This is a genomic window from Serratia quinivorans (assembly GCF_946227985.1).
Taxonomy (GTDB): Bacteria; Pseudomonadota; Gammaproteobacteria; order Enterobacterales; family Enterobacteriaceae; genus Serratia; species Serratia quinivorans_A.
Window position 1 is genome coordinate 58,022 of the sequence record NZ_CAMKGL010000009.1, and the last position, 24,274, is coordinate 82,295.

General features: G+C 54.7%; 20 protein-coding genes, 4 tRNA genes and 2 other RNA genes. 21 read left to right on the top strand and 5 right to left on the bottom strand.

Going from position 1 to position 24,274, the window contains the following annotated elements; translation table 11 throughout:
• Positions 1–5: 5 nt before the first annotated feature.
• A complete protein-coding gene (gene rhlB, locus OCH02_RS19375; RefSeq protein ID WP_153858683.1) occupies positions 6–1,292 on the bottom strand; it encodes an ATP-dependent RNA helicase RhlB in 1,287 nt (428 codons plus the stop codon).
• A 117-nt stretch (positions 1,293–1,409) separates the two neighbouring features.
• Between rhlB and trxA the strand changes: the two genes are divergently transcribed.
• From trxA to OCH02_RS19480, 21 genes are all read left to right on the top strand, one after another.
• Positions 1,410–1,736: a thioredoxin TrxA gene (gene trxA / locus OCH02_RS19380; RefSeq protein ID WP_261432584.1), complete on the top strand. Its 327-nt coding sequence runs from the start codon at positions 1,410–1,412 to the stop codon at positions 1,734–1,736.
• A gap of 578 nt (positions 1,737–2,314) precedes the next feature.
• Positions 2,315–3,574, top strand: a complete 1,260-nt coding sequence (gene rho / locus OCH02_RS19385) for a transcription termination factor Rho (protein WP_004950874.1) — start codon at positions 2,315–2,317, stop codon at positions 3,572–3,574.
• A 313-nt stretch (positions 3,575–3,887) separates the two neighbouring features.
• Complete coding sequence (gene wecA / locus OCH02_RS19390) at positions 3,888–4,985, top strand: UDP-N-acetylglucosamine--undecaprenyl-phosphate N-acetylglucosaminephosphotransferase (protein ID WP_261432585.1); 1,098 nt, start codon at positions 3,888–3,890, stop codon at positions 4,983–4,985.
• Positions 4,986–5,005: 20 nt separating this feature from the next.
• A complete protein-coding gene (wzzE, locus tag OCH02_RS19395) occupies positions 5,006–6,058 on the top strand; it encodes an ECA polysaccharide chain length modulation protein (RefSeq protein WP_261432668.1) in 1,053 nt (350 codons plus the stop codon).
• Positions 6,059–6,142: 84 nt separating this feature from the next.
• Positions 6,143–7,273, top strand: a complete 1,131-nt coding sequence (wecB, locus tag OCH02_RS19400) for a non-hydrolyzing UDP-N-acetylglucosamine 2-epimerase (RefSeq protein ID WP_261432586.1) — start codon at positions 6,143–6,145, stop codon at positions 7,271–7,273.
• Positions 7,270–8,532 (top strand): UDP-N-acetyl-D-mannosamine dehydrogenase, encoded by a 1,263-nt coding sequence (gene wecC / locus OCH02_RS19405; RefSeq protein WP_261432587.1) that lies wholly within the window; start codon positions 7,270–7,272, stop codon positions 8,530–8,532. Before wecB ends, wecC begins: the two co-directional genes overlap by 4 nt.
• On the top strand, positions 8,529–9,596 hold the full coding sequence (gene rffG, locus OCH02_RS19410) for a dTDP-glucose 4,6-dehydratase (RefSeq protein ID WP_261432588.1): 1,068 nt from the start codon (positions 8,529–8,531) through the stop codon (positions 9,594–9,596). The genes wecC and rffG overlap by 4 nt, the downstream gene beginning before the upstream one ends.
• A 51-nt stretch (positions 9,597–9,647) precedes the next feature.
• Positions 9,648–10,529 carry a glucose-1-phosphate thymidylyltransferase RfbA gene (rfbA, locus tag OCH02_RS19415; protein WP_261432589.1) on the top strand — a complete coding sequence of 294 codons (882 nt, stop codon included), beginning with the start codon at positions 9,648–9,650 and terminating at the stop codon, positions 10,527–10,529.
• The gene (gene rffC / locus OCH02_RS19420; protein ID WP_261432590.1) at positions 10,507–11,232 is read left to right on the top strand and encodes a dTDP-4-amino-4,6-dideoxy-D-galactose acyltransferase; all 726 of its coding nucleotides are present in this window, start codon (positions 10,507–10,509) and stop codon (positions 11,230–11,232) included. The genes rfbA and rffC overlap by 23 nt, the downstream gene beginning before the upstream one ends.
• Entirely contained in the window at positions 11,219–12,349 is a 1,131-nt protein-coding gene (gene rffA / locus OCH02_RS19425) for a dTDP-4-amino-4,6-dideoxygalactose transaminase (RefSeq protein ID WP_261432591.1), read from the top strand. Before rffC ends, rffA begins: the two co-directional genes overlap by 14 nt.
• A gap of 1 nt (position 12,350) precedes the next feature.
• Entirely contained in the window at positions 12,351–13,601 is a 1,251-nt protein-coding gene (gene wzxE, locus OCH02_RS19430) for a lipid III flippase WzxE (protein ID WP_261432592.1), read from the top strand.
• Positions 13,598–14,683: a TDP-N-acetylfucosamine:lipid II N-acetylfucosaminyltransferase gene (locus tag OCH02_RS19435; protein ID WP_261432593.1), complete on the top strand. Its 1,086-nt coding sequence runs from the start codon at positions 13,598–13,600 to the stop codon at positions 14,681–14,683. Before wzxE ends, OCH02_RS19435 begins: the two co-directional genes overlap by 4 nt.
• Positions 14,680–16,056 (top strand): ECA oligosaccharide polymerase, encoded by a 1,377-nt coding sequence (gene wzyE / locus OCH02_RS19440; protein ID WP_261432594.1) that lies wholly within the window; start codon positions 14,680–14,682, stop codon positions 16,054–16,056. Before OCH02_RS19435 ends, wzyE begins: the two co-directional genes overlap by 4 nt.
• A 13-nt stretch (positions 16,057–16,069) precedes the next feature.
• Positions 16,070–16,810 (top strand): lipopolysaccharide N-acetylmannosaminouronosyltransferase, encoded by a 741-nt coding sequence (gene wecG, locus OCH02_RS19445; RefSeq protein ID WP_261432595.1) that lies wholly within the window; start codon positions 16,070–16,072, stop codon positions 16,808–16,810.
• Between the two features lie 368 nt (positions 16,811–17,178).
• Positions 17,179–18,582, top strand: a complete 1,404-nt coding sequence (gene thrP / locus OCH02_RS19450; protein ID WP_261093017.1) for a bifunctional threonine/serine APC transporter ThrP — start codon at positions 17,179–17,181, stop codon at positions 18,580–18,582.
• A 135-nt stretch (positions 18,583–18,717) separates the two neighbouring features.
• Positions 18,718–18,794: transfer RNA gene (locus OCH02_RS19455), tRNA-Arg, on the top strand.
• Positions 18,795–18,853: 59 nt separating this feature from the next.
• A tRNA-His gene (locus OCH02_RS19460) sits at positions 18,854–18,929 on the top strand.
• A gap of 43 nt (positions 18,930–18,972) precedes the next feature.
• Positions 18,973–19,059, top strand: a tRNA-Leu gene (locus OCH02_RS19465).
• A gap of 76 nt (positions 19,060–19,135) precedes the next feature.
• Positions 19,136–19,212, top strand: a tRNA-Pro gene (locus OCH02_RS19470).
• A 32-nt stretch (positions 19,213–19,244) separates the two neighbouring features.
• Positions 19,245–19,372: non-coding RNA, RtT sRNA (locus tag OCH02_RS19475), on the top strand.
• Between the two features lie 32 nt (positions 19,373–19,404).
• Positions 19,405–19,532: non-coding RNA, RtT sRNA (locus OCH02_RS19480), on the top strand.
• A 664-nt stretch (positions 19,533–20,196) separates the two neighbouring features.
• Here the strand turns inward: OCH02_RS19480 and hemY are convergent.
• From hemY to hemC, 4 genes are read right to left on the bottom strand one after another with little or no spacing between them, the layout of a single operon-like run.
• Positions 20,197–21,393 (bottom strand): protoheme IX biogenesis protein HemY, encoded by a 1,197-nt coding sequence (hemY, locus tag OCH02_RS19485; protein ID WP_261432596.1) that lies wholly within the window; start codon positions 21,391–21,393, stop codon positions 20,197–20,199.
• Positions 21,394–21,396: 3 nt separating this feature from the next.
• The gene (gene hemX / locus OCH02_RS19490; protein ID WP_261432597.1) at positions 21,397–22,521 is read right to left on the bottom strand and encodes a uroporphyrinogen-III C-methyltransferase; all 1,125 of its coding nucleotides are present in this window, start codon (positions 22,519–22,521) and stop codon (positions 21,397–21,399) included.
• 23 nt (positions 22,522–22,544) lie between these two features.
• On the bottom strand, positions 22,545–23,285 hold the full coding sequence (gene hemD, locus OCH02_RS19495; RefSeq protein ID WP_099062180.1) for a uroporphyrinogen-III synthase: 741 nt from the start codon (positions 23,283–23,285) through the stop codon (positions 22,545–22,547).
• Positions 23,282–24,223, bottom strand: a complete 942-nt coding sequence (gene hemC, locus OCH02_RS19500; RefSeq protein WP_261432598.1) for a hydroxymethylbilane synthase — start codon at positions 24,221–24,223, stop codon at positions 23,282–23,284. The genes hemD and hemC overlap by 4 nt, the downstream gene beginning before the upstream one ends.
• Positions 24,224–24,274 lie beyond the last annotated feature (51 nt).

Consider the following 24,274-nt stretch of genomic DNA (forward strand, 5'->3'; position numbering starts at 1 on the left):
GTCTATCAGCCTGAACGTTTACGGTTATTGCGTGGCGCACCGCCACGACGTGGCGCGGAGTTACGGCGTGGGCCGTTGCCGCCGCGTGGGCGAGCCAGGCGTTTCGGCGCAGGCAGGTCACTCAATAACGCATCACTGTTATACTTGCTCACCGGAATACTGTGACCGGTGTAGGTTTCGATCGCCGGCAGGTTGAGTGCGTACTCTTCGCAAGCCAGGCTGATGGAATGACCGCTTTCGCCGGCACGGCCGGTACGACCGATACGGTGAACGTAGTCTTCGCAGTCGTCAGGCAAATCGTAGTTGAAGACGTGGGTAACCAACGGAATGTGCAGACCGCGGGCGGCGACGTCGGTGGCGACCAGAATATCGAGGTTGCCCTTGGTGAAGTCATCGAGAATACGCAGGCGTTTTTTCTGCGCCACATCGCCGGTCAACAGGCCTACGCGGTGACCATCGGCAGCCAGATGGCCCCAAACGTCTTCACAGCGGTGCTTGGTGTTGGCGAAGATGATGCAGCGGTCAGGCCACTCTTCTTCGATCAACGTCTGCAGCAGACGCATTTTTTCTTCGTTGGACGGGTAGAACAATTCTTCTTTAATGCGGTGGCCGGTTTTCTGTTCCGGTTCCACTTCAACATATTCAGCGTTGTTCATCTGCTCGAAAGCCAGCTCGCGTACGCGATAGGACAGGGTGGCAGAGAACAGCATGTTCAGGCGTTGATCGACCGCAGGCATGCGGCGGAACAACCAGCGAATGTCTTTGATAAAGCCCAGATCGTACATGCGGTCGGCTTCATCCAGCACCACAACCTGGATCGCGCCCAGATCGATATAGTTCTGTTTGGCGTAATCAATTAAACGACCGGTAGTCCCCACCAGGATATCCACGCCGCTTTCCAGCACTTTCAGCTGTTTGTCGTAGCCATCGCCGCCGTACGCCAGACCCATTTTCAGGCCGGTGGAGTGAGACAGGGCTTCCGCATCGGAGTGGATCTGCACCGCGAGTTCACGCGTTGGCGCCATGATCAAGGCGCGCGGCTGGTTGATCTTGCGATCCTGTTTCGCCGGGTGAGAAAGCAAATAGTGAAAAGTAGACGTTAAAAATGCCAACGTCTTTCCGGTACCGGTTTGCGCCTGACCTGCAACGTCACGCCCAGAGAGCGTGAGCGGCAATGCTAACGCCTGGATAGGCGTGCAATGTTGAAACCCTTTCTTTTCAAGGGCTTCAAGGACTAACGGGTGCAGGGCGAAGTCGGAAAACTTCTGTTCGGTCAAGTGTGTTTTGCTCATAGTGTGGTAGAATATCAGCTAACTATTGCTTTACGAAAGCGTATCCGGTGAAATAAAGTCACCTTAGGTTGGTTAATGCTACACCAACAAGGTAGACACAATCCTTTGGAGTAGAACATGAGCGATAAAATTATTCACCTGACTGACGGCAGCTTCGACAGCGACGTGCTGAAAGCTGAAGGGCCAATCCTGGTCGATTTCTGGGCTGAATGGTGTGGGCCGTGCAAGATGATTGCTCCGATTCTGGATGAGATTGCCGATGAGTTCGAAGGCAAGCTGACCATCACCAAGCTGAATATCGACCAGAACCCGGCAACCGCACCCAAGTACGGCATCCGTGGTATCCCTACGCTGTTGCTGTTCAAGAACGGTGAAGTGGCCGCGACCAAGGTTGGTGCGCTGTCCAAAGGTCAGCTCAAAGATTTCCTTAACGCGAATCTGTAATCGGGCGGGATGCCCTATGCCCAATGGATGTGATGCGGCGGCTAAAAACGTTGCCGCGTGAGAGACAACGGGGATATACAGGCGTCTGGCGGGGATGTTCAATTCACCGCTAGACGCCTGCCAAGAAGCGTGTTAAGTTTAACCATACTGCATATAGAACTTGCCCGAAGTTTTAAATCTAAAGAGTCTAAATCTAAAGCTTTACTCTGTGCTGAACCGCTGGCGTTGAAAGAAAAAATGAACTCAGCCCGCGTTTTAGCAATCAAACGGTTTTGCAAAATCAATTTTAAGGTACCTTCGATCTTAAACCGTCAATGCGCGCGTCCTCTGTAAGCCATTTCTTACCGTGACGGCTCAGCGCCCGGTGATCGAACGTCCAGTAAACAGGCACGAATATCCAATGGATTTCAAGGTGTGGCCAGTCGGCAACCGAAAGCGTCTTCGCAGCTTAGTCCGCTAAGTTTTGGGATGAACAAGGGAAGCCAACGCAACCACCGGAAAGCCGGAAGAGATATCCCGCTGCCATACCATTCACGATGTAAGTTCGAGACATACCCCGAGTTTAAGAACCCACCACTATGAATCTTACCGAATTAAAGAATACGCCGGTTTCTGAGCTGATTACTCTCGGCGAAAATATGGGGCTGGAAAACCTTGCCCGCATGCGCAAGCAGGACATTATCTTCTCTATCCTTAAGCAACATGCGAAAAGTGGAGAAGATATCTTCGGCGATGGCGTGTTGGAGATATTGCAGGATGGATTTGGTTTCCTCCGTTCTGGAGACAGTTCCTACCTTGCAGGCCCCGACGACATCTACGTATCCCCTAGCCAAATCCGCCGTTTTAACCTCCGTACAGGTGACTCCGTTTCCGGTAAGATTCGTCCGCCAAAAGAAGGCGAGCGCTACTTTGCCCTGTTGAAAGTTAACGAAGTTAACTACGACAAACCGGAAAATGCCCGTAGCAAGATCCTGTTCGAAAACCTGACCCCACTGCATGCCAACTCCCGTCTGCGGATGGAACGCGGCAACGGCTCAACCGAAGACCTGACAGCACGCGTGCTGGACCTGGCTTCGCCGATTGGTCGTGGTCAGCGTGGTCTGATTGTTGCTCCGCCGAAAGCCGGTAAAACCATGCTGCTGCAGAACATTGCACAAAGCATCGCTTACAACCATCCAGACTGCGTGCTGATGGTACTGCTGATCGACGAACGTCCGGAAGAAGTGACCGAGATGCAGCGTCTGGTGAAGGGCGAAGTTATCGCTTCGACCTTTGACGAGCCGGCATCTCGCCACGTTCAGGTTGCAGAAATGGTGATTGAGAAAGCCAAGCGCCTGGTTGAACACAAAAAAGACGTGATCATCCTGCTTGACTCCATCACTCGTCTGGCGCGTGCCTACAACACCGTTGTACCGGCTTCCGGTAAAGTGTTGACTGGTGGTGTGGATGCCAACGCCTTGCATCGCCCCAAGCGTTTCTTCGGTGCGGCACGTAACGTTGAGGAAGGCGGCAGCCTGACCATCATCGCTACCGCGCTGGTCGATACCGGGTCGAAAATGGACGAAGTTATCTACGAAGAGTTTAAAGGTACCGGCAACATGGAATTGCATCTGGCGCGTAAAATCGCCGAGAAGCGCGTATTCCCTGCGATCGACTACAACCGCTCTGGTACCCGTAAAGAAGAATTACTCACCACCTCTGAAGAACTGCAGAAAATGTGGATCCTGCGTAAAATCATTCACCCGATGGGTGAGATTGATGCGATGGAATTCCTCATTAACAAGTTGGCCATGACCAAGACCAACGATGAATTCTTCGATATGATGAAGCGCTCATAATGACGATACGCTCATAATTGAGTAAATATTCCAAGAACGCCACGCCTAGTCGTGGCGTTTTTTGCTTTTGGAAGATACGATAAGTAACAGAAATGGAAACGTAAGTTATTTTCGTGACTTACTGAGAATTCATCTTATTTGCGGTCGGCGCTTCGTCGTTCGCCCATTGTTGCTGCCGAAACAGCAGGCAAGCACGGTGGAATAAGCATGAATGGCTGTCGTCATAGGAAATGACTGAAAGGTAGCGGGATACCATGGCGCAACCTGTCGCCCGTGTTAAGCTGCCTTATCTTCTACAGAGATCTTGTTAACTGTGAACTTACTCACTATGAGTACTGAAATTCTATTTGTTTTCCTGTTTTCTTTGGCTTTTCTCTTTGTTGCCCGTAAAGCAGCAAAACGTATTGGTCTGGTTGATAAACCTAATTACCGTAAACGCCATCAGGGGCTGATCCCTCTGGTCGGGGGTATTTCTGTTTATGCCGGGCTGTGCTTTGCTTTCCTTATCTCTGACCAAACGATTGCGCATGGCAAACTCTACCTCGCCTGTGCGGGGATATTGGTGTTCGTTGGTGCTCTTGACGATCGTTTCGATATCAGCGTTAAAATTCGTGCGCTGGTTCAGGCACTGGTCGGTATCGCGATGATGGTTTTCGCTGGGCTTTACCTGCGCAGTTTTGGTCATGTGCTGGGCGATTGGGAAATGCTGCTGGGGCCGTTTGGCTATCTGGTCACGCTGTTTGCCGTCTGGGCAGCCATCAACGCCTTTAATATGGTCGACGGCATTGATGGCCTGCTGGGCGGGCTGTCGTGCGTGTCTTTCGGGGCGCTGGGCGTGTTGTTGTATCTGAGCGGTCATTCTGAATTGGCCTTCTGGTGCTTCGCAATGATTGCCGCCATCGTTCCTTATATTCTGCTTAACCTCGGCATTCTTGGCCGCCGGTATAAAGTGTTTATGGGGGATGCCGGCAGCACGCTGATCGGTTTCACCGCCATTTGGCTGTTGCTGCAAAGTTCGCAGGGCAAAGCTCATTCCATCAATCCGGTTACCGCGTTGTGGATTATTGCCATCCCGCTGATGGACATGATTGCGATCATGTACCGCCGTTTACGCAAAGGGATGAGCCCCTTCTCTCCAGACCGCCAACACATTCACCATCTGATTATGCGCGCGGGCTTTACGCCACGGCAGGCTTTCGTGTTGATTACCCTGGCGGCAGCCTTGCTGGCGGCCGTCGGCGTGCTTGGCGAACGCCTTACTTTTATCCCTGAATGGGTTATGTTGGCATTATTCTTGCTTGCCTTCTTTTTATACGGCTACTGCATTAAACGCGCCTGGCGTGTTGCACGTTACATTAAGCGTATCAAGCGTCGTCTGCGGCGTTCGAACGGCAATAAGCAAGTATCTTAACCAGAGGCTTTTGGGCAGTGATGAATCCAGAAACAAGGTCTGACAAGAATATCCCGGCGGTGGATAACGAACTCGATATCCGCGGCCTGTGCTGCACCCTGTGGCGAGGTAAGCCATGGATTATCGGTATTGCGGTGTTATTCGCCGTGGTTGCACTGATGGTTTCCTACCTGGTGAAACAGGAGTGGAGTGCGACGGCGATTACCGATCGGCCAACAGTGAATGCGTTGGGGGGATATTATTCTCAGCAACAATTCCTGCGTAATCTGGATGTGCGGACCATGCCGGCTACCAGCACCGATCAACCCGGCATTGCTGACGAAGCCTATAATGAATTCATTATGCAGTTGGCGGCCTACGATACGCGTCGCGATTTCTGGCTGCAGAGCGATTATTACAAGCAGCGCCAGGAGGGCGATGCTGCTGCCGATGCGGCATTGCTCGACGAACTGATTAACAACATTCAGTTCACGCCGCGTGATGATAAAAAAGTGCCGAACGACGGCGTGAAGCTGACGGCGGAAACGGCGGCGGATGCCAACCGTCTGTTGCGTCAATATGTGGCGTTCGCCAGTCACCGTGCTGCGCAGCATTTGAACGAAGAGACCCAGGGTGCCTGGGCGGCCCGTACCACCTCGATGAAGGCGCAGGTCAAGCGTCAGGAAGCGGTGGCGGCGGCAGTGTATAAGCGCGAATTGAATACCATTCAACAGGCACTGAAAATTGCCGAGACGCAGGGTATCAGCCGGACTCAGACCGATACGCCGGCAGAGCAACTGCCGGACTCCGACCTGTTCCTGTTGGGTAAACCTATGCTGCAGGCGCGTTTGGAAGGGTTACAGGCTTCAGGGCCAACCTTCGATCTCGATTACGATCAAAATCGTGCGATGCTGTCGACATTGAACGTCGGCCCGACGTTGGACGAAAAATTTCAGACTTACCGCTATTTGCGGACCCCGGAAGAACCGGTAAAACGTGATAGCCCACGGCGGATATTCTGGTTGATCATGTGGGGCGCGATGGGTGCTTTGGTTGGCGCAGGTGTTGCCCTGGCGCGTCGGCCGCGTAATTAAAAATAATATAATAATTCGCTGAAGGGCGCATAAGCGCCCAATTCGCAGGTACGCCTGCGGTTAACCGACAATAAGAGATTCGCTGTGAAAGTGTTGACTGTTTTCGGCACCAGACCTGAAGCCATCAAAATGGCCCCGCTGGTACATGCCCTGGCTCAGGATGAGGCCTTTGAATCAAGAGTCTGCGTTACGGCACAGCATCGTGAGATGTTGGATCAGGTATTGCGGTTATTTGAGATAGTGCCTGATTACGACCTGAACATCATGAAGCCCGGCCAGGGATTGAGTGAGATTACCTGCCGTATTCTGGAAGGCCTGAAAGGCGTTCTTGAAGAATTCAAACCGGACGTGGTGCTGGTTCATGGTGATACTACCACCACGCTGGCGACCAGTTTGGCGGCGTTTTATCAGCGTATCCCGGTTGGGCATGTAGAGGCGGGTCTGCGTACCGGCGACCTTTACTCCCCATGGCCGGAAGAGGCTAACCGCAAGCTGACCGGCCATCTGGCGATGTATCATTTTGCCCCGACGGAAAACTCGCGTCAGAACCTGTTGCGCGAACTGTTACCTGACGATCATATCTTCGTCACCGGTAACACGGTAATTGATGCACTATTCTGGGTACGCGATCGGGTGATGGGCGATGCTGCATTGCATGACAGCCTGTCACAGCGTTATCCGTTCCTGGATGCCGATAAAAAAATGATCCTGGTGACCGGCCACCGTCGTGAGAGTTTTGGCGGCGGGTTTGAGCGGATTTGCAGTGCGCTGGCAGAAATAGCCCGCACTCATCCCGATGTGCAAGTTGTGTACCCGGTCCATCTCAATCCCAACGTTAGCGAGCCGGTCAACCGTATTCTGAAAGGGATCGATAACATCATCCTGATCGACCCGCAGGATTACTTGCCCTTTGTGTACCTGATGGCCAACGCTTATATGATCCTGACCGACTCGGGTGGTATTCAGGAGGAGGCGCCGTCATTGGGTAAACCGGTGCTGGTCATGCGTGATACCACCGAACGGCCTGAAGCGGTCGATTCGGGCACGGTGCGTCTGGTGGGAACCGACGTAGCCAAAATTGTTGATGCGGTTACCCGGTTGCTGATGGACGAAGACGAATATCACGCCATGAGCCGGGCGCATAACCCTTACGGTGACGGGCATGCCTGCCAACGTATTCTCGAAGCTTTGAAGAATCATCAGGTGACACTATGAGTTTTAGCACTATTTCGGTTATCGGCCTGGGTTACATCGGTCTGCCAACGGCGGCGGCGTTTGCCTCCCGCAAGAAAAAAGTGGTGGGCGTAGATGTTAACCAACATGCGGTGGATACCATTAATCGCGGCGCGATCCACATCGTTGAACCCGATCTGGATAAAGTGGTGAAAGACGCGGTCGACGGCGGCTATTTGCAGGCGGTGACCCAACCCCTGGCGGCAGATGCTTTCCTGATCGCGGTGCCAACGCCGTTTAAAGGTGACCATGAGCCGGATCTGGCCTATGTCGAAGCCGCGGCCAAATCACTGGCACCGGTGCTGAAAAAGGGCGATCTGGTTATCCTGGAGTCCACCTCTCCGGTCGGCGCCACCGAGCAGATGGCGCAGTGGCTGGCCGAGGCGCGCAGCGATCTCAGCTTCCCGCAGCAGGCCGGTGAGGCCGCCGATGTAAACATCGCTTATTGCCCAGAGCGCGTTTTGCCAGGGCAGGTGATGGTTGAGTTGATTCAGAATGACCGTGTTATTGGCGGCATGACGCCAAAATGTTCGGAGCGCGCCAGCGCGTTGTACAAGATTTTCCTCGAAGGCGAGTGTGTAATTACCAATTCACGCACTGCAGAGATGTGCAAACTCACCGAAAATAGCTTCCGTGATGTGAACATCGCCTTTGCCAACGAACTGTCGCTGATTTGCGCCGATCAGGGGATCAATGTCTGGGAGCTTATTCGCTTGGCCAACCGCCATCCGCGGGTGAATATCCTGCAGCCAGGCCCTGGCGTCGGCGGCCACTGCATCGCGGTTGACCCTTGGTTTATCGTGTCGCAAAACCCGCAGCAGGCGCGTTTGATCCATACTGCGCGTCTGGTGAATGACGGAAAACCTTTGTGGGTAGTCGACCGCGTGAAAGCGGCCGTTGCAGACTGTCTGGCGGCGACCGACAAACGTGCCTCAGAAGTGAAAATTGCCTGCTTTGGCTTGGCTTTCAAACCGAATATTGACGATCTGCGCGAAAGTCCGGCGGTGGAAGTTGCACATCTGATTGCCGATTGGCACGTGGGGGAGACGCTGGTCGTTGAGCCCAACGTGGAACAGTTGCCGAAATCGCTGGCTGGCCACGTGACGCTGAAAGCGTTGCCAGAAGCGTTGCAGCAGGCGGATGTACTTGTGATGCTGGTCGACCATAAGCAATTCAAGGTAATCAAGCCGGAAGAGATTACGCAGTCCTGGATCGTGGATACCAAAGGGGTTTGGCGTTGAAACGTATTTTAGTCACTGGAGGCGCCGGCTTTATTGGCTCCGCGGTCGTGAGGCATATTATCGAAGCCACGCAGGACAGCGTCCTGGTTCTGGATAAGCTCACCTACGCGGGCAATCTGGAGTCGCTTTCGGTGGTTGCCGATAACTCACGCTATTCGTTTGAGCAGGTGGATATCTGCGATCGCGCGGCGTTGGATCGGGTGTTTGCCGAGTATCAGCCGGACGTTGTCATGCATCTGGCAGCAGAAAGCCATGTTGACCGTTCTATCGACGGCCCGGCGGCATTTATTGAAACCAACGTGGTGGGCACTTACACCATGCTGGAGGCGGCCCGCCATTATTGGCAGCCGCTGGACGCGGAGAAAAAGCAAAGCTTCCGCTTCCATCACATTTCCACCGACGAAGTGTATGGCGATTTGCACGGCACGGACGATTTGTTCACCGAAACCACACCTTACTCGCCAAGTAGTCCGTATTCGGCCTCGAAGGCCTCCAGCGATCACCTGGTTCGTGCCTGGCTGCGTACTTATGGCCTGCCGACCCTGGTCACCAACTGTTCCAATAACTACGGCCCCTATCACTTCCCTGAGAAACTGATCCCGTTGGTGATCCTCAATGCCGTTGCCGGTAAACCCTTGCCGGTGTATGGCGACGGGGCGCAGGTACGTGATTGGCTGTATGTAGAAGACCACGCTCGTGCGTTGTACCAGGTGGTTACCGAAGGCGTGGTCGGCGAAACCTACAATATCGGCGGACACAACGAGCGCAAGAATATTGAGGTGGTACAGACTATCTGCGATCTGCTGGAAGAGCTGGCCCCGAACAAGCCACAGGGCGTTGAGAAATACCGCGACCTGATTACTTACGTCAAGGATCGTCCGGGTCATGATATGCGCTACGCGATAGATGCCGGAAAAATTGACCGGGAGCTGGGCTGGCGTCCGCAAGAAACCTTTGAAAGCGGCATCCGCAAAACGGTTTCCTGGTATCTGAACAATGAAACCTGGTGGCGTCGCGTTCAAGACGGTTCCTATGCGGGTGAACGTTTAGGTTTATCCGACTAAATTTAACGAGGTCGCCGCTTGAGTGGCGGCCCTGTGGATTCTGGAGTGAGTATGAAAGGTATTATTCTGGCGGGCGGGTCCGGTACACGCTTACACCCGATTACCCGCGGTGTTTCCAAACAGCTATTACCTATTTACGACAAGCCGATGATTTATTATCCGCTGTCAGTTTTGATGCTGGCGGGGATCCGCGACATTTTGATCATCTCTACCCCAGAAGATTTACCCTCATTCAAACGCTTATTGGGCAGCGGTGAAGAGTTCGGCATTAGTCTTAGCTATGCCGAACAACCCAGCCCCGACGGCCTGGCGCAGGCATTTTTGATTGGCGAAGAATTCCTCGCCGGCGAACCGAGCTGCCTGGTGCTGGGTGACAACATTTACTTTGGCCAAGGCTTTAGTCCGAAACTGAAGACGGTTGCCGCCCGTACGCAGGGCGCTACGGTGTTCGGTTATCAGGTCATGGATCCCGATCGCTTTGGCGTGGTGGAGTTTGATGATAATTTCCGCGCGCTGTCGATCGAAGAAAAGCCGAAAGCGCCTAAATCCAATTGGGCGGTGACCGGACTGTATTTCTATGACAGCCAGGTTGTGGAGTTCGCCAAACAGGTAAAACCTTCGGAGCGCGGCGAGCTGGAGATCACCAGCATTAACCAGATGTACCTGGAGCGTGGCGAACTGACGGTTGAACTGCTGGGGCGCGGCTTCGCCTGGCTGGATACCGGTACCCATGACAGCCTGCTGGAAGCCAGCAGCTTTGTGCAAACGGTGGAAAAACGTCAGGGCTTTAAAATTGCCTGTCTGGAAGAAATTGCCTGGCGTAACGGCTGGCTGGACGATGAGGGCGTGAAACGCGCCGCACAATCGTTGCTCAAAACCGGTTATGGAAAATACCTGCTGGATCTGCTGCATGCACGCCCACGCCAGTATTGAGCCATTAGCCTGGGAAACTGAGTTTTTCGCCCTTAATAGCGCCAAACTCAACTTCTCTACGGCGGCTCCGATGCTGAGCGAGGCCGAACTGGATGCCTACGCATTAGTGCAGGCCAAAATTCCTGCGCAGCAAACTGCTTTGGTGGACGGCTTGACCCGCTTGGGGTTCCAACTGGTTGAGGGGGAAGTTGATCTGGTGCTGAATATCGGCACGGAACGTGCATCACTTGATACCGAGGCTACGCAGGCCATTCGCCCGGCGGTGCCGGCCGATATCCCGATGTTGCGCGCAGCGGCAGCCAGCGTGTTCACCGCCAGCCGTTTCCGCGCCCCCTGGTATCACTCCCAGGATAGCGGCCGCTTTTATGCTGAATGGATAGAAAAGGCGGTATTGGGGACCTTTGACCATCAGTGTCTGCTGGCATTGGATCCTACCGGACAGCCGGAAGGCTTTGTCAGCCTGCGTGAACTCGATGGCCAGGAGGCCCGCATCGGCCTGCTGGCGGCGTTCCCCGGCGCGGCAGGCAAAGGAATTGGCTCGCGACTGATGGCAGCGGCCATGGCTGAGTGCCGCTCATTACAGCGCCTGCGGGTTGCGACCCAGTTCGGTAACATCGCCGCGTTACGGCTCTATCAACGACAGGGTGCTGTTATTGAAAGCACCTCGTACTGGTTATACAGAGGAAGACATGATTCCATTTAACGCTCCACCGGTTGTTGGCACTGAACTTGACTATATGCAGGCTGCAATGAGCAGTGGCAAGCTGTGTGGTGACGGGGGTTTTACCCGTCGTTGCCAGCAGTGGATGGAACAGCGGTTTGGCAGCCCGAAGGTGCTGTTGACGCCGTCCTGTACCGCCTCGCTGGAGATGGCGGCGATCCTGCTGGATATTCAGCCGGGCGATGAAGTGATCATGCCGAGCTTCACCTTTGTTTCAACCGCCAATGCCTTTGTGTTGCGTGGTGCCACCGTAGTGTTTGTCGACCTGCGTCCTGACACCATGAACATCGATGAAAGCAAGATTGAAGCGGCCATCACTGATAAGACCCGTGCCATTGTACCGGTGCATTACGCCGGTGTTGCCTGCGAGATGGACACCATCATGGCGCTGGCAGAAAAGTATAAATTGTTCGTGGTGGAAGATGCCGCGCAGGGCGTCATGTCAACCTACAAGGGGAAAGCGCTGGGGACCATAGGTCATATTGGCTGCTTTAGCTTTCACGAAACCAAAAACTACACCGCAGGCGGTGAGGGCGGCGCCACGCTGATCAACGATCCGGCGCTGATTGATCGGGCGGAGGTCATTCGTGAGAAAGGCACCAACCGCAGCCAGTTCTTCCGCGGGCAGGTGGATAAGTACACCTGGCGTGATATCGGCTCCAGCTATCTGATGTCAGATCTGCAGGCCGCTTATCTGTGGGGGCAACTGGAAGCCGCCGAAGCTATCAACCAACGTCGTCTGGCGCTGTGGCAACGGTATTACGACAGCCTGCTGCCGTTAGCCAAGGCGGGCCGTATCGTGCTGCCGAGCATCCCGACGGACTGCGTGCAGAATGCCCATATGTTCTATATCAAACTGCGCGATGTTGAAGACCGTACGGCGTTTATCGATTACATGAAAGAAGCCGAGATCATGACGGTGTTCCATTACATCCCACTGCATGATTGCCCGGCGGGCGATCGCTTTGGCCGCTTTGCCGGCGAAGATCGCTTCACCAGCCAGGAGAGCGCGCGGTTGGTTCGTTTGCCGCTGTTCTACAATATGACTGATGTCACTCAGCGCACGGTGATCAATACCATTCTCAGCTTCTTCGCCTGATATGTCGCTGGCAAAAGCATCGATTTGGACCGCCGGCTCTACGCTTATCAAGATTGGCGTGGGGCTGTTGGTGGTGAAACTGCTGGCGGTCGCCTTTGGCCCCAGCGGAGTTGGGCAGGCGGGTAACTTCCGCCAGTTGATTACCGTGCTGGGCGTGCTGTCCGGTGCCGGGATTTTTAACGGCATCACAAAATACGTTGCCGAATATCATCAGGATCCGCAGCGGTTGCGGCTGGCTGTTGGCACGGCGTCAACTATCGTGCTGGGTTTTTCCACGCTGTTGGCGCTGGTGTTCTTGTTCGCGGCCAAACCTATCAGCATCGGGCTATTTGGCCATGCTGATTATGTCGGCGTGGTGCGGGCGGTGGCGTTTATTCAGATGGGTATTGCTTACGCCAACCTGTTTATGGCGGTGCTGAAGGGCTACCGCGATGCGATGGGCAACGCCCTGTCGGTGATTGGCGGCAGCCTGATTGGCGTGGTGGCCTACTATCTGTGCTTCAGGCTGGGCGGTTATGAAGGTGCCCTGGCGGGGTTGGCGTTGGTACCGGCGTTGGTGGTGTTTCCCGCCGGCTTTATGCTGTGGCGGCGTAAAACCCTGCCGCTGAGCTATTTGGCGCTGGCGTGGGACAAGGCGCTGGCCAGCCATCTCGGCAAGTTCACCATTATGGCCCTGATCACCTCAGTAACGCTGCCGGTGGCCTATGTGATGATGCGTAACCTGCTGGCAAGCCATTACAGCTGGGAAGAGGTGGGGATTTGGCAGGGCGTCAGCAGCATTTCCGACGCGTATCTGCAGTTTATTACCGCCTCGTTTACCGTCTATCTGCTGCCAACGCTGTCGCGGTTAAAGGAAAAAAGCGCTATCTCGCAGGAGATTGTGCGCTCCCTAAAATTTGTGCTGCCTGCGGTGGCAGCAGCAAGCTTCACGGTCTGGTTGCTACGCGATTTCGCTATCTGGTTGCTGTTTACGGACAAGTTTGTCGCGATGCGCGACCTGTTCGCCTGGCAACTGGTGGGAGATGTGCTGAAGGTGGGCGCTTATGTATTTGGCTACCTGGTTATTGCCAAGGCGTCGCTGCGTTTTTATATCCTGACCGAAGTCAGCCAGTTCCTGCTGTTGACGCTGTTCTCGCATTGGTTGATCCCTTTGCACGGCGCGCTGGGTGCGGCACAGGCCTACATGGCAACCTACATCGTGTATTTCACGCTCTGTAGCTGCGTATTTATTCTTTATCGTAGACGAGTATGACTACACTGATTCACGTACTGGGATCTGACATCCCGCATCACAATCAGACGGTGCTGCGTTTCTTCAACGACGTGTTGGCGAAGCGCCTGCCGTCCGATCAGACACGTCATTTCATGGTGGCTGCCAAAGATGCCGCTGCGTTAGGGCCGTTCCCCGAACTGAACCTTGAATATCATCCGGATAAGAAAAGCCTGGCGACGGCGGTTATAGCCCGTGCTCAGGCCGATCGCGGCCAGCGTTTCTTCTTCCACGGGCAGTTTAACCCTACCTTGTGGTTGGCATTGCTGAGCGGGAAAATCAAAGCCCATCAGGTCAGCTGGCATATCTGGGGCGCTGACCTGTATGAAGACGCCACCAGTTGGAAATTCCGCCTGTTCTATTTGCTGCGCCGCATTGCACAGGGCCGTGTTGGACGGGTGTTCGCCACCCGTGGCGATGTGATCCATTATCAACAGCGGCATGCACGTGTACCTGCCTCCCTGCTGTATTTCCCGACGCGGATGGATCCGGCATTGACCGGTATCAACGTTGAGAAAAGTCTGGCCGGGCCGATGACCATTCTGGTGGGCAACTCCGGCGATCGCACCAATCGCCACGTTGAGGCACTGAAAGCGATTCATCAACAGTTTGGCGCGGATGTGCGCGTGATCCTGCCGATGGGCTATCCGGCCAACAACGAGGCTTATATTGAACAGGTCCGCACTGCCGGGCTGGCGCTGTTCAGTGCCAACAATCTGCAGCTGCTGACGCAGCAGGTGGCGTTCGACGACTACCTGAACATTCTGCGCGAGTGCGATCTTGGCTACTTTATCTTTAACCGCCAGCAGGGTATCGGCACGCTTTGCCTGCTGATCCAGTTTGGCGTGCCGTTCGTGCTGAGCCGTCAGAATCCGTTCTGGCAGGATCTGGCGGAGCAGCACCTGCCGGTGCTGTTCTACGGCGACTCTCTGGATGAGGCGGTGGTGCGTGAAGCGCAGCGCCAACTGGCGTCGGTGGACAAGCAGACGATTGCCTTCTTTAATCCCAACTACGTTGATGGCTGGCAACAGGCATTAGCCCTGGCGGCAGGGGATAATTCATGACGCTGGCGCAATTTGGCGGATTATTTGCCGTCTACCTGATTGGCACGTTGTTTGTTCTGACGCTGACTTATCAGGAGTTTCGGCGCGTCCGTTTTAACTTCAACGTCTTCTTTTCGCTGTTGTATTTGCTGACGTTTTACTTCGGCTTCCCGCTGACCTGCCTGCTGGTGTTTCAGTTTGACGTTGAGGTGGTGCCGGTCGAGTTCTTGCTGTACGCCATTCTCTCGGCCACCGCGTTTTATGCGATTTACTACGTCAGTTATAAAACCCGGCTGCGTAAGCGCAGCGTACAGCCGCGTAAACCGGTATTCAGCATGAACCGGGTTGAAACCCATCTGACCTGGATTTTACTGGCATTGGTGGCGATGGTTACCGTCGGCATTTTCTTTCTGCAAAACGGTTTCCTGCTGTTCAAGCTCAACTCATACAGCCAGATTTTCTCCAGTGACGTGTCGGGCGTAGCGCTCAAACGGTTCTTCTATTTCTTCATTCCGGCGATGCTGGTGGTGTATTTCCTGAAGCAGGATCTGCGGGCCTGGTTCTTTTTCCTGGCGGCGACGGTGGCTTTTGGCATCCTTACCTATGTGATTGTCGGCGGCACCCGTGCCAATATCATTATCGCCTTCTCGCTGTTTCTGTTTATCGGTATCGTACGCGGCTGGATCTCGCTGTGGATGCTGGTGGCTGCCGGGGTGTTCGGCATTGTCGGCATGTTCTGGCTGGCGTTAAAGCGCTATAGCCTGGACGTCAGTGGCCCCGAGGCGTTTTATACCTTCCTCTATCTGACGCGTGACACCTTCTCGCCGTGGGAAAATTTGGCGTTGCTGCTGCAAAACTACGACAAGATTGATTTCCAGGGGTTGGCACCGATAGTGCGTGATTTCTACGTGTTTATTCCGAGCTGGCTGTGGCCGGGCCGACCGGACACGGTGCTCAATACCGCCAACTATTTCACCTGGGAAGTACTGGATAACCATTCGGGCCTGGCAATCTCACCGACGCTGATCGGTTCGCTGGTGGTCATGGGCGGCGCGTTGTTCATTCCTGTCGGCGCGGTGCTGGTGGGTATGATCATCAAATGGTTCGACTGGCTGTATGAGATGGGCAAAAGCGAATCGAACCCTTATAAAGCCGCCATATTGCAGGGCTTCTGCTTTGGCGCGGTATTCAACATCATCGTATTGGCGCGAGAAGGGGTGGATTCCTTTGTCTCGCGGGTGGTGTTCTTCTGCCTCATTTTCGGCGCCTGTTTGCTGATGGCAAAATTGCTGTACTGGCTGTTTGATACTGCCGGATTGATTAAGGCGCGAGTGCAGCGTTCGCGAACGCTGACACCGCCTGCTTCATCTGTGCGGGCCGACGGCCTTTTGTAAGGGTAATAATAAGATGGAAGCAAAAATCTCGGTTCCCAAATATGAGCTGCGCGGTTTCAGCCTGTGGGGATTTCGCGATATGGCGCAATGCATGGATTTTCTGTTTGACGGCGGCCGGGTCAAGCGCGGCACGCTGGTTGCCATGAACGCTGAAAAAATCCTGACTGCAGAGCAGGATACTGAGCTGCATGCCTTGCTGGATGAGGCGGAGTACAAGTATGCCGACGGCATCAGCATGGTGCGCTCAATCCGCCGTAAATATCCGGGTGCCGACGTGTCTCGGGTAGCGGGAGCCGACCTGTGGGAAGCGCTGATGCAGCGCGCCGGTCGTGAAGGCACGCCGGTGTTCCTGATTGGCGGCAAGCCATCGGTGCTGGCGGAAACCGAACAGAAGCTGCGCAGCCAGTGGAATGTGAATCTGGTCGGTAGCCAGGACGGTTATTTCAAGCCGGAGCAACGTGAACCCTTGTTTGAACGTATCCGTGCCAGCGGGGCCGCCATAGTAACGGTTGCCATGGGGTCACCGAAACAGGAAATCCTGATGCGTGACTGTCGCAAGGTGCATCCACAAGCGCTGTATATGGGCGTAGGCGGGACCTACGACGTATTTACCGGGCACGTTAAGCGTGCGCCAAAGGTCTGGCAGAACCTCGGTCTTGAATGGCTCTACCGGCTGCTCAGCCAGCCGAGCCGCATTGGACGTCAACTGCGGTTGCTGAAGTTCGTAAGTTACTATTATCGCGGCAAGATGTAATCAAGGCGTTGGGGCAGATTTTTCTGCCCCGGCGCAATAAGTTGTTCAATTAACCTGCGTTATGGCCAATTATCCAGCCCTCTATAACCTCAGCCGCTAAACTCCTCCATGTTTATGCCATAAAGTTTTAAATTGCGGTTTGCTTATAGCGGCAAAATGCGAAACGATACCGCCCTGAAATTATCCCCAGCTGTTGGCGCCAGATGTGGCCGCATTGAACGACGTTTTTCTCCGCCGTAAGACTGCCCCGACTACACGTTGATGTCCGCCAGAGCGGCGGGAGATGATTTGCGCTATTTTCATTAAAACAATAACGACCGGTAACGGCCGGCATGCAGACACAATCAAAAGAATATCATCGAGGATTTATGCCACACACTAAAAAACCGCAAGGACTACACCGGGGGCTGGAAGCCCGGCATATCGAGCTGATTGCTCTGGGCGGCACCATTGGCGTTGGCCTGTTTATGGGCTCGGCCAGTACGCTGAAATGGGCGGGGCCGTCGGTATTATTGGCTTATATCATCGCCGGGCTGTTCGTGTTCTTTATTATGCGTTCGATGGGCGAGATGCTGTTCCTTGAACCGGTCGCAGGCTCCTTTGCCGTTTATGCACATAAATACATGAGTCCTTACTTTGGCTATCTGACGGCCTGGGGCTACTGGTTTATGTGGATTGCCGTCGGCATCTCGGAAATTACCGCCATTGGGGTTTACGTGCAGTTCTGGTTCCCGGAGATCCCGCAGTGGCTACCGGCGCTGATCGCGGTGGCGATGGTAGCGCTGGCTAACGTGGCGGCGGTACGCCTGTACGGCGAGCTGGAGTTTTGGTTTGCCATGATCAAGGTGACCACCATCATTGTGATGATTTTGGTAGGGCTGGGGGTGATCCTGTTCGGCTTTGGCAATGGGGGGCAGCCTATCGGCTTTGCCAATCTGACCGAGCACGGCGGTTTCTTTGCCGGCGGCTGGAAGGGCTTCCTGTTTGCGCTGTGTATTGTCGTGGCGTCCTATCAGGGGGTTGAGCTGGTCGGCATTACCGCCGGTGAGGCCAAGAACCCGCAGGTGACGCTGAAACGCGCGATTAACAACATCCTGTGGCGCATCCTGATCTTCTACGTCGGCGCCATTTTTGTCATTGTTACTATCTTCCCATGGAACGGTATCGGCACCACCGGCAGCCCATTTGTGCTGACCTTTGCCAAAATCGGCATCGTTGCCGCTGCCGGTATCATTAATTTCGTGGTGTTGACCGCTGCACTCTCTGGCTGCAATAGCGGTATGTATAGCGGGGGGCGCATGCTATACGCGCTGGCTAAGAACCGCCAACTCCCTGCATCACTGACCAAGCTGTCTGCCAGCGGTGTGCCGGTGAACTGTATTGCCGTGACCATCGCCTGCCTGTTGGTCGGTTCTGGCCTGAATTATCTGATCCCCAATCCGCAGGCGGTATTTGTCTATGTCTACAGTGCCAGCGTACTGCCGGGTATGGTGCCGTGGTTTGTGGTGCTGATTAGCCAGCTGTATTTCCGCCGTGCCCATAAGGAAGCGATTAAAACCCACAGCTTTAAGTCGATTATGTTCCCCTATGTGAACTATCTGACCATTGCTTTCCTGGTCTGCGTGCTGATCGGCATGGGAATTAACCCGGATACTCGAATTTCTTTGTTGGTTGGGGCGATATTCCTGGCGGCGGTCAGTCTGTGCTACTTTGCTTTCGGTATGCACAAGAAACATCATCCGGCTGAAAAACGGACAGAAACCCAGCAATAACCGGTGAAAAAGGGCTACGGATAGCCCTTTCCTGCGCAGGAGTGAGCAAAGCGTAATCAAACGCAACATTTCTGCGAAAAAGCACTAGACAGGATTGGGTTAAAACCGTAGTATCCCCTCCCGCAACGGCGCTATGCGCCCGTAGCTCAGCTGGATAGAGCGCTGCCCTCCGGAGGCAGAGGTCTCAGGTTCGAATCCTGTCGGGCGCACCATTAAGTTTGTGTGCAAGAGCTGCGGTGGTAGTATTACCGCGTGAAGTTAAGAAGTAATGGTGGCTATAGCTCAGTTGGTAGAGCCCTGGATTGTGATTCCAGTTGTCGTGGGTTCGAGTCCCATTAGCCACCCCACTTCCTAAGAGAAGTGAAGAATTGTAAGCTGTTTTGTGACTGTGCGAAGGTGGCGGAATTGGTAGACGCGCTAGCTTCAGGTGTTAGTGTTCTTACGGACGTGAGGGTTCAAGTCCCTCTCTTCGCACCACACACAAAATGTCTAATAAATTTAATATTTACATAGACATAAGCGATAAAATTCAGTAGTATCTGCAACAAGAAATCGGCGAGTAGCGCAGCTTGGTAGCGCAACTGGTTTGGGACCAGTGGGTCGGAGGTTCGAATCCTCTCTCGCCGACCACATTCAAGAAAACCCGCTTTTTAGCGGGTTTTTTTACGCCTGAAGTTTACAGGATGAGAACCTCCGAAGGAGGTTTGAGCCGAGCGTAGCGAGACAACGTTGCTTTAGCAACGGCCCGCAGGGCGGCATCGCAGATGCAGTAATCCTCTCTCGCCGACCACATTCAAGAAAACCCGCTTTTTAGCGGGTTTTTTTACGTCTGAAGTTTACAGGATGAGCACCTCCGAAGGAGGTTTGAGCCGAGCGCAGCGAGACAACGTTGCTTTAGCAACGGCCCGCAGGGCGGCATCGCAGATGCAGTAATCCTCTCTCGCCGACCAGATTCAGAAAGGCCCGTTCAGCAATGAACGGGCCTTTCGCTTTCTGCCATTCAGTAAACCTCACTTTTAACTTCCTGCTGCCTGCTTTTGGTTTCTGGGGCGTGTTGGCTTTCAGCGACATCGGTATGGCGCATTGTCGCCAGGTTGAGACATATAAGATTATGATTTAATACGATAAAAATCACTTTGGCTTAAGTCGTCGTTATAAGGCGACATATCTGCTGGGGTCAGGGAGAGAGGGGGGAATACCCGGTGGGAGACGATAAATTTAATATGACGTTTAAATTATATTTAATTCAATGGGTTAATTTTTATTACTCAAGCTAAATCGCATTTTTCCAAAGTTGGCACGCCAAGTGCAATATCTACCCTGTAGATGCTCATTCCACCTCTTATGTTTGCTTAGGCTTCATAAACCCTGGGAATGACGCAGAGCCGATTTAAGGTGCCTATTGCCCACCAGAACGATGTCAGCGTTGCTTGCAGCCGCAGACATCACACTCCGGGCATAACGTTGAGTGAGGCACCGCCCCTGTTGTCCTAGACCTGATTGCTTTTTTATACACTTGCCTCCGCGGCAAGTGTTTTTTTTTGCCTGAACATAAGCGACAGGCGAAAAAAAAGCGCGGCAATCATGCCGCGCTTTGATCTCTCGATAATGCCGTTATGAGTCGCCGTTCTGCTTCAGGGTCAACATCAAACCTTCGCGCCGCATTTGGGCCGCTTCGTCCGAGCGGTGCAGCTTATCCAGCACGTCCGCCAACCAGGCGTAGTCGTAGGCATCCGGCCGCTGTTTCAGGGCTTCCCTGAATGCATCCGCAGCCTGTTGCCATTCGCCGTGTTTCATCAACAGCTGACCCAGCGTGCTGTTCAGCAACGGTGTGGCACCGTGTTGCTTCACCTGCTGACGCAGCGCTTTCTCCAACTGTTGCGGATTGCCGGACTTCAGGCGCGGGATCAACAGTACCAGACGCTCATCGTACTGACGCTTCAGGCTATCGAGTACGATTTCCTGCGCCAATTCATGGTCATTGCATTCGATCAGGTGATCCACCATCGCAATTTGCAGCGGAACCTCATGGCGAGTTTTACGGCTCTGATCTTTCCACCAGCGTTTCAGACCCTCGCTGCCTTCATCCGCCATGGCCTGATTCATCAAGCCAATATAGGCCTGCTGCTGCAAGACCTGCAGTTCAGCCTCGGTATGCAGGTTGATCTTGCTCATCGACGGCAGGATTTCCAGCAACGAGGCAAAAGCGCCGGTGCGCAGATAAGCCAGTTCTGCCAGACGCAACACTTCCGGGTGGCGCGGTGCCTGGTTCAGCAGGCGATCAACACCGTGACGTGCGGCATGGTTTTCGCCCTGCGCCAGTTGGATGCGCACGCGGGTGATATCTACCGGCAACTGGTCGGTGTCGGCGGCTTCAGCGGCGCGTTCCAGGTATTGGTTGGTGCGGAAATCGTCACCGCGCTGCTGCGCGGCCTCGGCGGCCAGCAGGTAGTTAACCACCGGCTGTTCGGCGTGATCGGCGTTGCGCGTCAGCAGTTTTTCGACCTGCTTGTAATCACCTTCGGCCAGTTTGATCAGCGCGGCCTTGGTCTGCTTGCGCGCACGGCTACGTTTGCGCCCCAGGAACCAGCCGCGGGTATGAGCACCGGTGCGGAAGATGCGGCGCAGGATCCATTCGATCACCAGCAGCACGACAAACAGCAGGACGCCCATGATCACCAGGCCGGTGACGCTGGTTTCGATATTGTAGTTATCGGTCTGAATCAGCACATAGCCCTGATGGCCGGCCAACATCGGCCCGACGACCACGCTGGCGATCAGCACCAGGAACAGAAATAGCACGCGTAACATGGCTTATCCCTCCTGATGAGCGGCAGGGGACTGGGTCATCAGATTACGCACCCGGGTCTGCATCAGTTTTTCCAGCAGTGGCTGGCTTTTCAACTGGTCCGGCACGTCCATGGTGATTGACTGCTGGCTCAGGGCATCCAACTCTTCCAGGAAAGCTTTCGTGGCCGGGTCGGTGGTATCAAAGTAGGCGCGGATCCAGGTAGAGATGGTTTCCAGCGACTGTTTATACACTTCGTTCTGGTGGCGTGGGATCGCCTGAGCGGCAACCAGCAGGCGCGAACGGATATTCTCGCGCAGGTAAATGTCCTGATTCGGCGCCAGCAGCGGTTCCGCACTGCTATCACGGCGGCGAACGGTAATAAAGTCGGCCATAAAGTTGTGCCAGCTTTTGGTCAGGTTTTGTCGCCACTCGCTGATCGAACTCGATAGCTCACTGCTGTCCTGATCCATCGGCGCTTCATCATTGTCGTTATCGGCCAGGCGCAAGTTATCAACCTGGTTGGATAACTGGTTGGTCTTGAGAATGATACCGTCGAAATCCACCTGGGTCAGGGTGGACAGCGTGCTGACGTCCTCGGTGATCGCCCGACGCACCTCGAGCAGGCTCGGATCGTTCATGTCTGCCAGACTGGCATCGGCACTTTTCAGCAGGGCGGCGGCAGTCGTCACGTCCTGATCGCTCCACAGTTTACGGCCGGCCATTTTCACCAGGAAGTCGGCCTGCGCCAGCAACCAGGTTTTGGCGTCGCTGCCGGAGATGATGGCGACTTTTTCTTGCAGTTCACTCAGTTGCCGCGTCAGGGTCGCTTGCTCGCGGTCGGCGGCATCCAGCGTTTTTCCCTGTTGCTGCAACAGGCCTTCCAGCGCATTTTTTTCCTGCTGTTGGCTCTGTTTCAGCGCTTCGAGCTGCTGCTGCAAGTTTTGATTGGCGGTGATCAACTGCTGTGCCTGTCGATGTGTGTGGTAATAGCCACCCGCGCCAAGGGCAATAACCAGCACGATGGCGATCGCGCCCAAAACCGGGCCGGTATTTTTACCTTTACGCTGGTTAGCGTCTGGTGGCTTGGGGCTATCAGCCACTGGGGTTGGCTCTTCAACCGGGGCGGAGGGGGTATTTTGTTCCGTCATAGTGGCACATCCCATAGTCAGGTTTATTGTAGCGCGCGGATCAGCGCGTCATTATCGGCGTTATCAGCTACCCGAATTGTGCTCCAGCCCAATTCCTGGGCGAGGGTAGCCAGGCGTTCACTCACTACGACCAGGCGGCAACGCAACAGCCACGATGAACGGTAGTAATCAGGAACTAAAGTATAGAGCTGTTGTAACATTTCACCGCTGGTGACTACCAGCGTATCAACACCAGCACGTTGCCAGTGGGCGCTTTGCTCGCTGCCATCATAGTGCACCGGGCTGCGTTGATAACATTCATAATAGCTGACGGCGGCGCCGCGCTCACTCAGGCTGTTGCCGAGCAGTTCACGCCCGCCGTTGCCGCGCAGGATCAATGCCTGCTTACCGTCCAGCTTCTGCAACGCCGGCAACAGGAGCAGCGTTTCGCTGATTTCCTGCTCGCGCGGATATTCCACCGGCAGGCTGCTGATGCGGTGCATCGCCAGTGCGGTGTTACGGCCGATGGCATAATAGGCCAACCTGGCCGGCCATGGCAGCCCAACGCGACCCATCACCGAGTTGGCGTAGCTGACCGAATGTTGCGACAGGATAAACACCAAATCGCCATCATTGAGTTGCTGCAACGCCTGCGGCAGTTTGGGCAGATCGCCGCCAGGGGCGAAGTCGATCAGCGGGGCATGATAGGCAACCCGGCCGAGCGCGCGCAGTCGGCTTACCAATTGCTCTCCCGAAGGAGAAGGGCGGGTTACCAGAATCGTCATGCCGGAGGATTTCCCTGATAAACATCCTGTAGAATTTCGCGAGCGCCCTGCGCCAGCAGCTCTTCCGCCAGCTCAATGCCCATTTGTTCCGCTAGCGCCGCCGGGCCGCGACGTTCGCCGCGCACCATCTGACTACCGTCCGGGGAGCCTACCAATGCACGCAGCCATAGGCTGTCGCCATCGAGTTCGGCATAGCTGCCGATCGGCACCTGACAACCGCCTTCCAGCCGGGTATTCATCGCACGTTCGGCACGAACGCGGGTTTCGGTGACGGCGTGGTTGAGTGGGGCCAATAGCGCACGGGTGGTTTCATCGTCGAGGCGGCATTCAATGCCCACCGCACCCTGACCGACTGCCGGCAGGCACTCCTCCGGGCTCAGTGGGCTGCGGATGCGTTGTTCCAGTCCCAGGCGCTTGAGCCCGGCGACCGCCAGAATAATGGCGTCGTAATCACCGTTGTCCAGTTTTGACAAGCGGGTGCCAACGTTGCCGCGCAGATCGCGCACGATCAGATCCGGGCGACGCTCACGTAACTGGCACTGGCGGCGCAGGCTGGAGGTGCCAACCACGCTGCCCTGCGGCAGTTGATCCAGCGAGGCGAAACGATTGGATACAAATGCGTCGCGTGGATCGTCGCGTTCGCAAATGGTCACCAAACCCAAGCCGGCGGGGAAATCTACCGGGACGTCTTTCATCGAATGGACGGCGATATCGGCGCGGCCATCGAGTAACGCCAGCTCAAGTTCCTTAACAAACAGCCCTTTACCACCGACTTTCGCCAGTGGCGTATCCAGAATAATGTCGCCCTTAGTGACCATTGGCACCAGTTCGACCTGCAGGCCAGGGTGGCTGGCCATCAGGCACTGCTGCACATAATGTGCTTGCCAAAGAGCGAGTGGGCTTTGTCGGGTGGCAATTCGAATAATTTTGTCTAACATGCTTGTTACCGTTTTTATAATTCGCCGTTCATCCTACCACTGAGTGTGAAA